15 protein-coding genes are annotated in these 14,044 nt (G+C 64.3%); 6 read left to right on the top strand and 9 right to left on the bottom strand.

What is annotated here, in order from left to right:
• Positions 1-44: 44 nt before the first annotated feature.
• A complete protein-coding gene (locus ACIPZG_RS13030) occupies positions 45-953 on the bottom strand; it encodes a LysR family transcriptional regulator (RefSeq protein WP_400714212.1) in 909 nt (302 codons plus the stop codon).
• A 208-nt stretch (positions 954-1,161) separates the two neighbouring features.
• On the opposite strand from ACIPZG_RS13030, the gene ACIPZG_RS13025 reads away from it, so the two are divergent.
• The 3 genes from ACIPZG_RS13025 (at position 1,162) to ACIPZG_RS13015 (ending at position 2,498) form a co-directional block, all read left to right on the top strand.
• Positions 1,162-1,608: a universal stress protein gene (locus ACIPZG_RS13025; RefSeq protein ID WP_400714209.1), complete on the top strand. Its 447-nt coding sequence runs from the start codon at positions 1,162-1,164 to the stop codon at positions 1,606-1,608.
• Between the two features lie 93 nt (positions 1,609-1,701).
• Positions 1,702-2,028: a type II toxin-antitoxin system PrlF family antitoxin gene (locus ACIPZG_RS13020; RefSeq protein WP_400714208.1), complete on the top strand. Its 327-nt coding sequence runs from the start codon at positions 1,702-1,704 to the stop codon at positions 2,026-2,028.
• Positions 2,025-2,498: a type II toxin-antitoxin system YhaV family toxin gene (locus tag ACIPZG_RS13015; protein WP_400714205.1), complete on the top strand. Its 474-nt coding sequence runs from the start codon at positions 2,025-2,027 to the stop codon at positions 2,496-2,498. The genes ACIPZG_RS13020 and ACIPZG_RS13015 overlap by 4 nt, the downstream gene beginning before the upstream one ends.
• Before the next feature lie 61 nt (positions 2,499-2,559).
• On the opposite strand, the gene ACIPZG_RS13010 is transcribed toward ACIPZG_RS13015, so the two are convergent.
• The 4 genes from ACIPZG_RS13010 to ACIPZG_RS12995 are packed head-to-tail and all read right to left on the bottom strand — an operon-like array spanning position 2,560 to position 7,324.
• A complete protein-coding gene (locus ACIPZG_RS13010) occupies positions 2,560-3,420 on the bottom strand; it encodes an efflux RND transporter periplasmic adaptor subunit (protein WP_400714203.1) in 861 nt (286 codons plus the stop codon).
• Between the two features lie 10 nt (positions 3,421-3,430).
• Positions 3,431-3,631 carry a DUF1656 domain-containing protein gene (locus ACIPZG_RS13005; protein WP_008097766.1) on the bottom strand — a complete coding sequence of 67 codons (201 nt, stop codon included), beginning with the start codon at positions 3,629-3,631 and terminating at the stop codon, positions 3,431-3,433.
• Complete coding sequence (locus ACIPZG_RS13000; RefSeq protein ID WP_400714201.1) at positions 3,621-5,798, bottom strand: FUSC family protein; 2,178 nt, start codon at positions 5,796-5,798, stop codon at positions 3,621-3,623. The genes ACIPZG_RS13005 and ACIPZG_RS13000 overlap by 11 nt, the downstream gene beginning before the upstream one ends.
• Positions 5,795-7,324 (bottom strand): efflux transporter outer membrane subunit, encoded by a 1,530-nt coding sequence (locus tag ACIPZG_RS12995; protein ID WP_400714198.1) that lies wholly within the window; start codon positions 7,322-7,324, stop codon positions 5,795-5,797. The genes ACIPZG_RS13000 and ACIPZG_RS12995 overlap by 4 nt, the downstream gene beginning before the upstream one ends.
• Before the next feature lie 191 nt (positions 7,325-7,515).
• Here ACIPZG_RS12995 and ACIPZG_RS12990 point away from each other — a divergent pair, with 191 nt between their 5' ends.
• Entirely contained in the window at positions 7,516-8,463 is a 948-nt protein-coding gene (locus tag ACIPZG_RS12990; RefSeq protein WP_008097771.1) for a LysR family transcriptional regulator, read from the top strand.
• A gap of 186 nt (positions 8,464-8,649) precedes the next feature.
• Positions 8,650-9,624: a 2-hydroxyacid dehydrogenase gene (locus ACIPZG_RS12985; RefSeq protein ID WP_400640500.1), complete on the top strand. Its 975-nt coding sequence runs from the start codon at positions 8,650-8,652 to the stop codon at positions 9,622-9,624.
• Between the two features lie 115 nt (positions 9,625-9,739).
• On the opposite strand, the gene ACIPZG_RS12980 is transcribed toward ACIPZG_RS12985, so the two are convergent.
• Positions 9,740-10,642 carry a DMT family transporter gene (locus tag ACIPZG_RS12980; RefSeq protein ID WP_400714196.1) on the bottom strand — a complete coding sequence of 301 codons (903 nt, stop codon included), beginning with the start codon at positions 10,640-10,642 and terminating at the stop codon, positions 9,740-9,742.
• A gap of 209 nt (positions 10,643-10,851) precedes the next feature.
• Here ACIPZG_RS12980 and ACIPZG_RS12975 point away from each other — a divergent pair, with 209 nt between their 5' ends.
• A complete protein-coding gene (locus ACIPZG_RS12975) occupies positions 10,852-11,727 on the top strand; it encodes a helix-turn-helix domain-containing protein (RefSeq protein ID WP_400714193.1) in 876 nt (291 codons plus the stop codon).
• 76 nt (positions 11,728-11,803) lie between these two features.
• On the opposite strand, the gene ACIPZG_RS12970 is transcribed toward ACIPZG_RS12975, so the two are convergent.
• From ACIPZG_RS12970 to ACIPZG_RS12960, 3 genes are read right to left on the bottom strand one after another with little or no spacing between them, the layout of a single operon-like run.
• The gene (locus ACIPZG_RS12970) at positions 11,804-12,130 is read right to left on the bottom strand and encodes a DUF3325 domain-containing protein (RefSeq protein ID WP_400714190.1); all 327 of its coding nucleotides are present in this window, start codon (positions 12,128-12,130) and stop codon (positions 11,804-11,806) included.
• Positions 12,124-13,704 carry a PepSY-associated TM helix domain-containing protein gene (locus ACIPZG_RS12965; protein WP_400714187.1) on the bottom strand — a complete coding sequence of 527 codons (1,581 nt, stop codon included), beginning with the start codon at positions 13,702-13,704 and terminating at the stop codon, positions 12,124-12,126. Before ACIPZG_RS12965 ends, ACIPZG_RS12970 begins: the two co-directional genes overlap by 7 nt.
• Positions 13,701-14,006: a DUF3649 domain-containing protein gene (locus tag ACIPZG_RS12960; RefSeq protein ID WP_400714184.1), complete on the bottom strand. Its 306-nt coding sequence runs from the start codon at positions 14,004-14,006 to the stop codon at positions 13,701-13,703. Before ACIPZG_RS12960 ends, ACIPZG_RS12965 begins: the two co-directional genes overlap by 4 nt.
• Positions 14,007-14,044 lie beyond the last annotated feature (38 nt).

Raw genomic sequence — 14,044 nt, 5'->3', positions numbered from 1 at the left:
GGGCCCTATCGCCGGCTTGCCGGCGATAGGGCCCTCACAGGCCATCAAGGATCGACGCTGCAACACGCCTTCAAGGTCTGCCGTAACCAGCGATGCGCCGGGTCGTTGTGAAAGCGCGGGTGCCACGCCTGCAGCACCGTTACCCGCTCCAGCGGCACCGGTATATCGAACGAGCGCAGCGGCAGCCCGAGCTTGTACACGCTGTTGAGGATGTTCGCTGGCATCGGCAGGATCAGGTCCGAATCCGGCAGCGAAAACAGCGCCGAGTGAAAGCTCGGGGTAATCAGTGCCACCCGCCGCTGGACCTTGAAGTTGGCCAGTTCGACGTCGATCGGCCCATTGGCCCGCCCCCGTCGGGACACGCTGATTTGTGGATAACTGGCAAAGCTCTGCGGGGTGATCGGCAGATCGAAGATCGGGTGGTCACGCCGCGCAAGGCCCACGTAGTAGGTCTGGAACAGGCTCTGTACCTTGATTTCCGGGCCTAGATCGACGGTCGAGCTGATGATCAGGTCGGTGCGCCCATCGCGCAGCACGCTGTCATCGTCACCGCCGGGGCTCTCGGGTACGAAGCGCAATACCGTGCGCGGCGCCTGCTCGTGCATGCGGCGCAGCAACTGGGCGCCATACAGGGCAATGAACAAATCGTTGGTGCGGATGTTGAAGGCGCGGTCAAGCCGAGACAAATCGACTTCGTCGGCACTGCGAAATACTTCCCCGGCCTGCTCCACCAGCGCTGCCACCTGCTCGCGCAGGGCCAGCGCCCGTGGTGTCGGCACCAGACCACGGCCGGCCCGCACAAGGATCGGATCGCCCAAAGCATCACGGATGCGTCCCAGGGTCCGGCTCATGGCCGCCGGGCTCAGGTTCATGCGCTGTGCAGCACCCACCACACTGCCTTCATCGAGCAGGGCATCGAGGGCAACGAGCAGGTTCATGTCCGGGAGTTGCATGACCGATTTCCGTGGCGGTTGTGGGAAAGCGGATGTTAACAGCTTGGCGGATTGCACCAGACGCAATGCGCTCGTGCGTGCTGGGGCATTTATCTGGATCCTTGAATGGGCCATAAGTGATGCAGTGACTGTACTGGCCCAATCGCCGGCAAGCCGGCGATTGGGCCAGTACAGGCAACAGATCATCCCGCTTCAACAAGGATCCCCCATGCCCAGCCCCGTCCTGATCGCCATCGACGCCTCCCCCGCCACCAGCGCCCTGCTCACCCTCGCCCGCCACTACTGCCGCCCCGGCGAGCACGAACTGCACGTGCTGCTGGCCATCGATTCGACCTTCGCCGTGCATGACGCACCGGCGCCCTACACCGCCGAGGAACTGGAGGAATACCCCGCTGCTTGCGAGGAACAACGCGTGGGCGAGCGCGCCGTGGCCGAGGCCGTCGCGACCCTGCAACAGGCCGGTTTCACCAGCCAGGGCTGCATGGTCGCCGGGCAGCCGGTCGAGGCAATTGTCGCCAAGGCGCAGGATCTACAGTGCGAGCTGATCATCATGGGCCACCGACACTTGTCACGATTGGGGCGATTGTTGGACCCATCGATCAGCGCGAAGGTGATCGATCGGGTTGAGGTACCGGTGCTGGTAGGAGCGGCGTAGGCCACTCATCAGGTCGGTAATGCAACTGCATTGACCAGGCAATGCAAGCGCATTACCTTTGCATTCATCGCCGAAATGCAAAGGAATTTAGCCATGGCTGCTACCTTCGAAGTTGAATCCACATTAACCGATCGTTACCAGACCACAGTTCCCGAGACAGTGCGTCGTGCGCTGGGCTTGAAAAAACGTGACAAGATCCATTACTCGATTCAACCCGACGGCGGGGTAATACTCACCCGCGCTGAGGCAACCGAAGACGATCCGGTGCTGGGCCAGTTCCTGAATTTTCTGGCGCACGATATCGCCACCAACCCCCAACGTCTGCAAGTTGTCGATGCTGAACTCATCGCTCGCCTCGATAGCCTCGTAGGGGATGCTGAGTTGAATATTGATCAACGTCTGTCGGCGGATGATGAATGAGTGATGAAAAGAGGAAGCCGTTAACGATTCATGGATGGACTGTATTTGCCCACCCGCTGTTTCTAGCCAACCTGGATGCGCTCAGTGATCAAGTAAAGGCACAGCAGAAGAAAGACCCTGCTGGGTACATGAAGAAGAACGCATACAAAAGACTGGCAGCGATTAAAAAACTGGCTTTTGACGTCATTCCACAAGACCCGAGCAAGCCAGAATACCGTCAAGGCGCAACGCTGGGCGGGGATCACAAGCACTGGTTTCGCGCAAAGTTCTTTCAGCAATACCGGCTGTTCTTTCGCTACCACACCCCTAGCAAGATCATCGTGCTGGCCTGGGTAAATGACGAGACGTGCAAGCGAGCCTATGAAAGCAGTGACAATGCTTACAAGGTCTTCCAGAGGATGCTCCTCAGCGGCCACCCTCCGGACGATTGGGATCAGTTACTGCAAGAGGCTGGCGCCGCGTTGAATTGATAGTGATCAGCCGCTGTTGACCTCTTCGCCTACTTAGGCGCGAAGAGGTCGGTAACACCGGTCACCCCTCGCTCGGCTTCACCACCACCGTACAAGTCGTCCCCGCCGCCAGCAAGAACCCTTCCGGCACTTCATCGATGTGAATCCGCACCGGCACCCGCTGCGCCAGCCGCACCCAGTTGAAGGTCGGGTTCACATCGGCGATCAGCTCGCGGCTCTGCGGGTTGTCGCGGTCGTAGATACCGCGCGCGATGCTCTCCACATGGCCCTTGAGGCGCTCGCCGCTCATCATCTGCAGGTCAGCCTGGTCACCCACCTTCACATGCGGCAGCTTGGTCTCCTCGAAGAACCCGTATACCCAGAACGAATTCTCGTCGACCACCGCCATCACCGCCTCGCCGGTGCGCGCATAGTCACCTTTGTGGATATTCAGGTTGGTCACGTAACCATCCACCGTGGCCACGATCTGGGTGCGTTTGAGGTTCAGCTGCGCCGCCGCCAGCATGGCCTGGGCCTGCTGGTAATCGGCCAGCGCGGAGATGGCGATGTTGCTGGCGTCGTCACGGTTTTCCTTGGAGATCACCAGGTTGTCCATGTCGGCACGGCGCTTGGCGTTGACCTTGCGCATGTCCCAGGTGGCCTTGCGCGACGCGACCAGGGCCTTGGCCTGGTCGACGGCCAGCTGGTAATGCTCGGGGTCGATCTGGATCAGCACATCGCCCTTCTTCACCCGCTGGTTGTCCAGGACCTTCACGTCCACCACATAGCCGGGCACGTCGGCGGCGACGTTGATGATGTCGGCGCGCACGCGGCCGTCGCGGGTCCACGGCGTGGTCATGTAGTGCAGCCACAACTGGCGACCGATCACCACGGCAGCGGTCAGCACCAGAAGGGTGGCGATCAGGCTGAAAAACTTTTTCATCGAAGGATTCTCACCAGTAGAGCGACAGCGCCAGAGCGCCGAACAGGCAGACGAACAGGGACAGGCGCAGCAGCGCCGGGTGCCAGAAGAAGCGGTAACCATCATGACTGGCGATGAACCGGTCCAGGCCCCAGGCCAGGCCCAGGGCGAACAGGAACATCAGGGTCATGGTGGGCATGTACACGCCATGGAAGGCGATTTCACGGGGCATGATGCAGTCCTTTCGCCGGTGCCAGCGGCGACTGTGGGTCGAGCAGGGAAGAACGGATGAAGTGCAGGTAGCTCTGCGCACGGCGCAGCACCGAGGTGTCGAAGTGCCGGGCGAAAGGTTCGTCGGTGGCTTGCACGCGGCTGATGGCATGGTCCACCGCCACCAGCGCGCGTTCGTGGTTGCTGGCAGTGGGCTGCAGGAACAGCCGCGCCAGGGCCCGGCCCATGACACGAATCGCCTGACGCCATGGCTGCGATTCGGCGTAGGCCGGGTGAATCGGGGCGCGGGCCTGCTCCTTGCGCAGCTCGATGATGGCGTGGCCAATCTCAAGCACGGTGAACATCCAGCCCATCAGCTCGCTCTGCACCTGCGGCTTGCCGGCCGCCAGGCCATAGGCCTGGTGCAGCAGGTCGCGGGTGCGGCTTTCGAAGGCTGAGCCGAGGCCGCGCAGGCGCCCGCTGATGGCGTACAGCACCTGCTCGCGCAACGCCTGCTCAAGGCGGCTCCACAACCAGCGGCTGTTGGGCGGGAGGATGATCGCCCCGGCCGCGGCGCAGACGAACATGCCGATGACCATGCCGATGTAGTCATTGATGAAGCTGTACGGGTCGTAGACGGTGAGGTTGTTGGGCACTGTACCGATGGCGAAGAACACCAGCAGGCCCAGGCCATAACCGGCATACGCCGGGCGTGAGGACAGGAACGCGCCGAGCACGAACACCGGCGCCAGCACCATGCACAGCAAGGGGAAGCCATCGATCCAGGGGAACACGAAGAAGGTTTCGAAGAAGCCGATAAAGGCACCGATCGCCGTGCCGCAGGCCATCTGGAACGACATGCGCTTGGGGTTCGGCGAAGCCGCCGACAGGCCCACGGTAACGGTGGCGATCAGGGTCATCATGGCGCCGCTGGGCCAGTCGCTGAGCAGCCAGTAACTGCCCAGCAGCAGCAGCACCGCCGATGCACGCACGCCTGCGGCCAGCGAGACCAGCCAGCTGGTCTGCGCGACATACGGCTCATCCCACTGCTCGCGTTCGTGCGTGTGCGCGGCCAGCGAGGCGTGGGTCTCGGCGTAGCTGAACATCTCGTCTACGAAGCGGTACAACAGCTCGAACGCGGTGTGGAAGTCGAGCAGGTCGGACTCGCTGGGGTTGGTCTCCAGGTACTCGTTGCGCAGGCCACGCACCTGGGCCTGCAGGCCCTCTTTGTAAGCGGCCAGCTCCAGGGTCAGGCGCAGCGCGTCGGCGTCGGTCAAGGCGCGGCCAACGTAGGGCTGCAACAGCTCGACCAGGGTATTGAGGCCCGGCTCGATGGCGCCGACGATCTGCAGCGGACCGCGGGCGCGCAGGCGCTCCAGCAGACGGTGCAAGGCGTTGAAGCGCGTGGTGATGGCCATGAACTCGCTGTTCATGCGCACCAGCCGGCCAGAGCGCCTGCGCATGTGCGGGTCTTCGAACGCGGTGACATTACGCAGGCTCTCAAGGCCCACCGCCTCGGCGACAAAGCGCACGTTGCTGGTTTCGAAGCGGTCGCGCTGGCTGTCGCCGCGCAAGGCTTCGACGACCACGCCGGCGAACACGCCAAAGCGCTGGTACAAGGCGTTGCGCATGGCGGCACTGGCCGATTGCGGCAGGATCGCGGCGCTGACGAAGGTCGACACCAGAATCCCCAGGGCAATCTCCAGCACCCGCCACACCGCCGCCATGAAGGCCTGGTCGGGGTGCTGCAGCACGGGCAGGCCGATCATCGCCGCGGTGTAGCCGGCCAGCACGAAGGCGTAGGCACGGAAGGTGCGGTAACGCATGGCGCCGGCCGAGCAGAGGCCGACCCACACGGCCAGGCTGGGCAGAAACAGCTCGGTGTTCTGCGGGAAGATGGCGATCAGCGCCACCATCATCGCCGAGCCGGCCAAGGTGCCCAGCACCCGGTAGAAACTCTTGGCGAACACATGGCCGCTCTGCGGCTGCATGACGATGAACACGGTGATCATCGCCGTACGCGGTTGCGGCAATTCCAGGCGCATGGCCAGCCACAGGGTGATGAACGCGGCGGCCAGGACCTTGAAGATATAGACCCAGGTCACCCCGTCGGTGCGCGCCCAGGCAAAGAAGCCCCGGCGCCACTCCAGGCTGTGCAGCCAGCGCAGGGGCAGGCTCGATATGCTCATTCGGCGTGGTCCGCCTTGCGGTCGAGGATGGCCAGGGTGGCCGGGGTTTTCGGGGCGGCCTGGCGATCTTCGTCAGGCACGTCCTCGCCCGCCTGCAGGCCGCCGCCCAAGGCGGTCACAAGCTCGGCATGGGCCACCAGGCGGGCGGCCTGCACCTGCTGTTGCACCTGTTGCTGGCGGAACAGCAAGGTCTGCGCGTTGAGCACGTTGAGGTAGTCGGTGAGGCCGCGCTGGAAGGCGACCAGGGCGATGTCGTAGGTCTTTTGCGCGGCCGCCACCGACTCGGCAGCGAAGTGCGACTGCTCCTGCATCGACTCACGGCGGATCAGTTGGTCGGAGATGTTCTTCAGCGCGCCAACCACGGTCTGGTTGTAGTGCGCCACGGCCATGTCATAGCCGGCCGAGGCCACGCCCAACTGCGAACGCAAGCGGCCGCCGTCGAAGATCGGCAAGCTGATGGCGGGGCCTACGTTGTAGTTGAACTTGCGCCCGGTGAGAAATTCCAGCGCCCCGCCGCCCGTGGCCATGAAGCCCAGGCTGCCGACCAGGTCGACGTTGGGGAAGAAGCCGGCATGGGCGACATCGATGCCGCGTGCCTGGGCGGCCACCTGCCAGCGGCTGGCAACCACGTCGGGGCGCTGGCCGACCAGTTCGGCCGGCAGCGCCGAGGGCAGCTTCAGCGGGGCGCCGAGGGTCAGGGTCGGGCGCTGGATCTGTGCGCCCTCCCCCGGCCCTTTGCCGGCCAGTGCAGCCAGTTGGTTGCGGGTCAGGGCGATTTCTTCGTTGAGGCTGTCGAGCTGACGGTGGGTTTCAGGCAGCGGCGCTTCGGCCTGACTGACCTCGAAATGGGTGCCGATGCCGCCGTCGAGGCGGCGCTTGGCCAGGGCCAGGATCTGTTCCTGCTGTTCGAGCTCGGCCTTGACGATATCGCGCTGGGCAAAGTGCAGGCTCAGCTGGATATAGGCGCGTACCACGTTGTTCTGCAGCTCCAGCTGCGCCTGGCGGGCCTCGGCCACGCTCATGTGCGCCTGGTCCACGGCCTGCTCGCTGGCGTTGCGTTCGCGGCCCCAGAGGTCGAGGGCGTAGCTGAAGCCAATGGCGGCGTTGTTGTCCCAGGTGTTGGCGCCCGACAGCGCGCCAGGACCGTAGAACGGGTCTTCAGGCCAGTTGTGGCGCTTGAGGCTCGCCTGGCCATTGACCTGAAGCTTTTCTGCCGACTCGACCACACCGGCCATGGCCTTGGCCTCGCGCACCCGCGCCGCGGCCATGGCCAGGCTCGGGCTGCCGGCCACGGCCAGGGCAAGCCAACGGTCCAGCTGGGGGTCGCCATAGGCGTGCCACCACTGCTGGTCGGGCCAGTGGGCGTCGGTCGCGGCTTCACGGATGGCCGCATCGGTGGTCAGGGTATTGGCTGGCAGCGCTTTGTTTTGCGGGGCGATGCCCCAAGTTCCGATACAGCCGCTCAAGGTAAGGCTAAGGGCACAGGCACTGAACGCTTTGAGCGCTCTGATGATGCGACGCGGCACAGCTGCGATTTCCCGAGGAAGAGGTGGAGGGGCCGAGCAATTCTAGGGGGCCGCCGCACTGGCGATAAGCGCAGATTCCTGCGAATCTTTGTTACCAAAACAGCGATAATCCGGCTTTGGTCGAAGGCAACTTTTCGTTCTTTTGAAGTAACTTCGTGACACAATTTTGTCCTCTACCTTGAGAGTGACCCATGGACACCCTGCAAAACATGCGTGCTTTCAGTTGCGTAGCCCAGCTCGGCAGCTTCACGGCCGCTGCGGCGCAACTGGATACGACCACCGCGAACGTGTCGCGGGCGGTCTCCAACCTGGAAGCCCATCTGCATACCCGGCTGCTCAACCGTACGACTCGGCGTATCGCCCTGACCGAGGCTGGCAAGCGTTACCTGATGCGTTGCGAGCAGATTCTTACCTACGTGGAAGAAGCTGAAGCCGAGGCCAGCGATGCCCATGCCCGGCCTGCCGGGCAGTTGAAGGTGCACTCGATGACCGGGGTCGGCCAGCATTTCGTGGTCGATGCAATTGCCCGCTACCGCGAGTCGCACCCGGACGTGACCTTCGACCTGACCATGGCCAACCGCGTGCCCGACCTGCTCGACGAGGGGTACGACGTGTCCATCGTGCTGGCCACCGAACTGCCGGACTCCGGCTTCGTGTCGCAGCGCCTGGGTATCACCTACAGCATCGTCTGCGCATCGCCGGAGTACGTGGCCCGGCATGGCTTCGCGAACAAGCCGCTCGACCTGCTCAACCATTCGTGTCTGCGCATGGTCAGCCCGGTGATTCCGCTGGAGAAGTGGCTGTTCGACGGCCCCGAAGGCCAGGAACTGGTCAACATCACCAGCTCGCCGTTCCAGGTCAACTCGGCCGATGCCATGAAGACGGCGATTCGCAGCGGCATGGGCATGGGTGTGCTGCCGATCTACTCGGCGATCGACGGGTTGCGCGATGGCAGCCTGGTGCGGGTGATGCCGGACTACCGGCTGCAGGAGCTGAACCTGTATGCCATCTATCCGTCGCGCCAGTACCTGGATGCCAAGATCAAGACCTGGGTCGAGTACCTGCGCAACTCGCTGCCGGAGATTCTGGCTGCCCATGAGGCCGACCTGAAAACCCATGAGTTGCTGATCGCCAACTGAAAAAGCTGCTGCACGGCGGTGGTGGACAATGGTAGGTTGCTAACCAATGCCGGCCCTTTCGCGGGACAAGCCCGCTCCCACAGGCATTCCACAGTCCTCGAGCATCGTGATGAACCTGTGGGAGCGGGCTTGCCCCGCGAAAGGGCCGGCACTGACATCCACCACGCCTTGCAGAGAAGTTGCCCGATGAAAAAGACCGTCCTGGCCTTCAGCCGTATCACCCCGGCCATGGCCGAGCGCCTGCAGCAAGACTTCAACGTGATCCTGCCGAACCCGAAACTCGGCGACATCAATGCCCAGTTCAACGAAGCCCTGCCCGAGGCCCACGGCCTGATCGGCGTTGGCCGCAAGCTGGGCCGCGCGCAGCTTGAAGGCGCGGCAAAGCTGGAAGTGGTGTCCAGCGTCTCGGTCGGTTACGACAACTACGACCTCGACTACTTCAACGAGCGCGGCATCGCCCTGACCAACACCCCCGACGTGCTGACCGAAAGCACGGCCGACCTGGGCTTTTCGCTGATCATGGGCTGTGCCCGCCGCACCGCCGAGCTGGACGCCTGGACCAAGGCCGGCCAGTGGCAAGCCACCGTCGGCCCGGCCCACTTCGGCACGGACGTGCACGGCAAGACCCTGGGTATCGTCGGCCTGGGCAATATCGGTGCGGCCATCGCCCGTCGTGGCCGCTTCGGTTTCAACATGCAGGTGCTGTATGCCGGCAACAACCGCAAGCCGGCGCTTGAACAGGAACTGGGTGCGCAACATCGCAGCCTTGAGCAACTGCTGGGTGAAGCCGACTTCGTCTGCATCGTGGTGCCGCTGTCCGACGCCACCCGCAAGCTGATCGGCGCGCGCGAGCTGAAGCTGATGAAGCCGAGTGCGTTCCTGATCAACATTGCCCGCGGCCCGGTGGTCGACGAGGCGGCGCTGGTCGAGGCGCTGCAGAACGGCACGATTCGCGGTGCTGGCCTGGATGTGTACGAGAAGGAACCGCTGAGCGACTCGCCGCTGTTCAAGCTGCCCAATGCGCTGACCTTGCCGCACATTGGCTCGGCCACTGCCGAAACCCGCGAGGCCATGGCCAACCGGGCGATGGACAACCTGCGTGCGGCGCTGCTGGGTGAGCGGCCGCGGGACCTGGTGAATCCGCAGGTGTGGAAAGGCTGATAGGTCTTTATCGCCTGCACTGGCCTCATCGCGGATAAATCCGCTCCTACAGGTTCCATGCGTTCCCTGTAGGAGCGGATTTATCCGCGATAGGGCCGGAACAGGCGAAAGCTGCCTACTTGGCCAACGCCACTCCCCCCCTCACCGAGCCCTTGGGCTTGCGGAACACCAGCACATTCCCCGCCATCACCGCCACCAGCCCCAGCAACGCCGGCGCCGTCCACACATACCCCTCGGCAAATGCCGACACATTCAGCGCCACCAACGGGAACAGCACCGTGCAATAGGCCGCCCGCTCCGGCCCCATGCGCCCGACCAGGGTCAGGTAAGCGGTAAAGCCGATCACCGAACCCGGTATGACCAGGTACAGCAGCGAACCGATGTAACGCGTATTCCATTCCATGGCGAACGGAACGCCACTGACCACGCAATACCCGGCCAGCATTACCGCGCCATAGACCATGCCCCAGGCATTGGTGGTCATCGGCTTGAGCCCGGCCTTCTGCTGCATGCTCGACAGCATGTTGCCGGCCGAGAAGCACAGGGTGCCGAGCAGGGCCAGGCCCAGGCCGTACAGGGTTTCGCTGCTGGCCGCATGGTGTGACAGCTCGGGCCAGAACAGCAGGCCCAACCCCAGCAAGCCGAGCGCCCCGCCGCCGAGTACGTTGCTGGCGATCTTCTGGCCGAAGAACACCCGCGCATTCAGCGCATTCCACAGCGTCGCGGTCGAGAACACCACGGCGATCAGGCCACTGGCGATCCACTGGCTGGCCGTGAGAAAGCACATGAAATTCACGCAGAACAGGCAGAAACCCTGGGCCAGGCAGATCAGGTGGCCGCGCCGGTTCATCGGCTGCAGGCGGCGCGTGAGCAGGAGGATGGCGAACAGGATCAGGCCAGCCAGGGCGAAGCGGTAGACGATCGACACCGGGATGGCGACCACGCCCAATTGCAGTTTCAGGGCGATCCAGGTGGTGCCCCAGATCAGGACAGTGAGCAGGTACAGGGACAGGTTCATGACGGTGCTTCCTTGGGCCATTCAGAATTGGTGCCCGGCGCTTCGCGGGACGGAACGGGCTTGTCCCGCGAATCGAGGGCACAGCCCTCGCCGAGGCCCCAGTGTTCGCCCTCCTGCCCCTACCCGCTTGCACAATCTTGCGGTTTTCCCTCTCAGGTGGCTGTAACCGCACCGCGAGCGCAGTACGATGGCCGTCAGAGGAATCGCCCATGACCCCGCTCAGCCAGTTGCAAGTGTTCAACGCCATGCACGCCTCGCCCCACGCCCGGCTGGAGCATAGCGCGCACCTGGGCGACGGCCTGGCAGCGGCGTTGTGGAACAACCGCGACGATGCCCGCGACTACCAGGCGCCAAGTCACCACACGCTGTCCTGCTACATCGCCGACGGCACCGGCACCCACCGCCGCCAGCGCCCGGCAGACAAAGGTGCACCGGACAAACTGTGCATCATGCCGGCCGGCCACGAATCGAACTGGGTGGTCAACGGCTCGATCCGCCTCGCACACCTTTACATCAGCGAGGCGCAATTCGCCCTGGGCTGCGTGCGCCTGCTCGACCGTGAGCCGCGCGAGGTACAGCTGCAGGAAGCGACGTTTCTCGACGACCCACAGCAGTCGCAGCGATTTCGCCAACTGATCGGCCTGGACTGGGACGAGCCCGGTGAACGCTTGCTGGCCAGCAGCCTGGCGCACGAGATCGTCGATCACGCGGTGCTCAGCCAGGTGGGCTTGCGTCAGGGTCTGCGCTTGAAAGGTGGGTTGGCGCCCATTCAGCGACGACAACTGCAGGAGTACATCGAGGCTCATCTGGACCAACCCATTACCCTGGGTGAGCTGGCGCTGCGCGGCAACCTCTCCGAATACCACTTCGCGCGGATGTTTCGCGAAAGCTTTGGCCTGCCGCCGCACCAGTACCTGCTGGCGCGGCGGCTGCAGCGGGCATGCCAGCTGTTGCGCCTGGGCGAGCTGCCCCTGGGGCAGGTGGCGCTGATGTGTGGTTTTGCCAGTGCCAGCCATTTCAGCAATCGATTTCGTCAGGCTCTAAGGGCAACACCTGGCGAGTACCGGGCAGCGTTCAACGCCTGACGCAGAAACCCCTTGCCGGCGATGGGCTGCGCAGCAGCCCCGACGGTGGCAGTCGCTGTCCTGTTCGATCAAGACATCACCTGGCCAATATGGCCAGCACCGGCCCCAGCACCAGGCTGATGGCAGCCAGACCCAGCAGCAGACGCGGCTGGTACGGCATGCCGAATACCCACAGGGTGACACCGGCCATCGACACCGCGATCCACTCCACCAGGCCATGGGCCCAGCCCCGCAGGTGCATGGCAATCGCCAGCGACAGCGCCAGCAGCAACCACCCCGCGCAGCGCAACAGACGCAGTTGGCCTGGGCCCGGCTTGCGTCCGAGCAGTTCGCTGAAATGCCTGTCCATGGCCAGGCACAGGGCGGCGAAGCCGGCGAAAGCGATCAGGGCAACGCTCAGCATCCGCTCACCTCGGCCGAATCAACCGTCGCCTTGAGCGCGCGTGGGGCGCGCTTGGCGACGGGTTTTGGCGCGCGCAGCATCTTCCCCGCCGCCCAGGCGAGGAACAGCCCGGTGCCCAGCGCGGTCAGGTCGAACCCGGCCATGGTCCAGTCGCCCTCTACCAGTGAATGGTTCAGCCCTTGCCCGGTAGTCAGGCCATTGAGCAACGGCAGCAGCGCGTACGCCAACGCGCCAAGGGCCAGTTGCTCGCCCCACGCCTTGCGCCCGGGGCGCAACACGGCATGCACCAGCGCCACCAGCCAGACCAGGAAGAAGCTGTTCACTTCCCAGTCGGCCCGCCCTGGCCAGGCCATGGGCAGCAGCCGGTTGGCCCAGAAGAACCCGGCCACGGCGAGCAGCAGGCCGCTCATGCCGGCGATGTTGAGCACTTCGACCAGGCGCAGCTCGCCCGGCAGCCGTTCGCGCTTGGCGTGCTTGAGCTGGCGCTTGCCCAGCCACATCACCAGGCCCGTGCCGATGACCGCAGTCCCGGCGATGCCGAAGACGAAATACAACCAACGCAGCCAAGGCCCGGCGAAGTTGCCCATGTGCAGCCCGACCACGCTGAACGCGGTCATCATCGTCGCGCTTTCCGGGGCGCCCTGGGTCAGCAACTGGCCCGTGGCGCCGTCGAACATCCAGGTGGCGCTGCGCTGGTAGGCGATGCTGTCGGCCGCCGCCTGGGTGAAGCTGACCCGGGCATTGCGGTCGCCCGGGTTGTACACCTGGACATAGCCCATGGCAGCACCGGGCACCTGCTGCTGAACCTGGGCGTACAGGCTGGCCAGCGGCACCAGCGGCGCCGCCGCATTGGCCAGCTTGGGCACCTCTTCGCGGCCGAACAGGTCGTTGAAATAGCCCTCGGTGCTGCCGCCATAGCTGGCCATGATGCTGGCCGGCATGACCATGTACATGAAGATCACCAGGCTGCTGTAGCTGATCATCAGGTGGAACGGCAGCACCAGCACGCCAATGGCATTGTGCCCGTCCAGCCAAGAGCGCTGGCCCTTGCCGGGGCGGAAAGTGAAGAATTCCTTGAAGATCTTCTTGTGGGTGATGATGCCGGTGACCAGGCCAAGCAGCATGATGAATGCGCAGAAGGTCGCCAGCCAGCGGCCCCAGGGGTGCGGCATCTGCAGCTGGAAGTGGAAGCGGTAGAAGAACTCGCCACCACGGCTGTCACGGACCTCGACGGGTTGCCCGGTGTGGGCGTCGAGCGACTTGCTGACGCCTCCCCGGCGCCCACTGCCAGGCTCGCGCCAGCTCACCTCCAGCGCCGCCTCGCGGGCATTGGGCAGGCGGATCATCCAGCTCTCGGCGTGCCCGGCATTGGCCTCCAGGTAGCGCTGGGCCAGGCCCAGGCTGGCCACCGGGTCGAGCGCATGGCGGCGAACCTCGGGCTGCGTCCAGTGGCTGATTTCATCCTTGAAGTACGACAGCGTGCCGGTCAGGAAGATGGCGAACAGCAGCCAGCCGAAAATCAGGCCGGTCCAGGTGTGCAACCAGGCCATCGCCTGACGGAAGCCTTCCTTCATGGGTTTTTCATCCAGTACACGAACCCGTTCAGCAGCCCCAGCAGCAAGCTTGGCACCAGTATGCCGAGCCAGGCGCGCCACGCACTGCGGCAGGCGAAGCACCCGATGAAGGCCAACAGGTAGAAAACGAACGACAGCATCATGCCGGTCAGGGCCGCATCGACCTTCGGCAACGGCAGCAGCAGGCTGATGCAGACACTGGCCATGGACGCCAACAGGTAACCGCCCAGCAGCGCAGCCAGGCTGCGAGAGGTCACGGCCAGGCGATAGCGGAGAGGGAGCCCGGCGGCGTTGCGCTTCATGGCGAAGGTCCGGAAGGATGCTGGGGGTGCAATAGTAA

Source organism: Pseudomonas sp. NPDC089395, assembly GCF_044749525.1.
In the GTDB taxonomy this organism is placed as follows: domain Bacteria; phylum Pseudomonadota; class Gammaproteobacteria; order Pseudomonadales; family Pseudomonadaceae; genus Aquipseudomonas.
The sequence above is the reverse complement of the archived record's forward strand: the minus strand, read 5'-3'. Positions and strand labels throughout refer to the sequence as shown.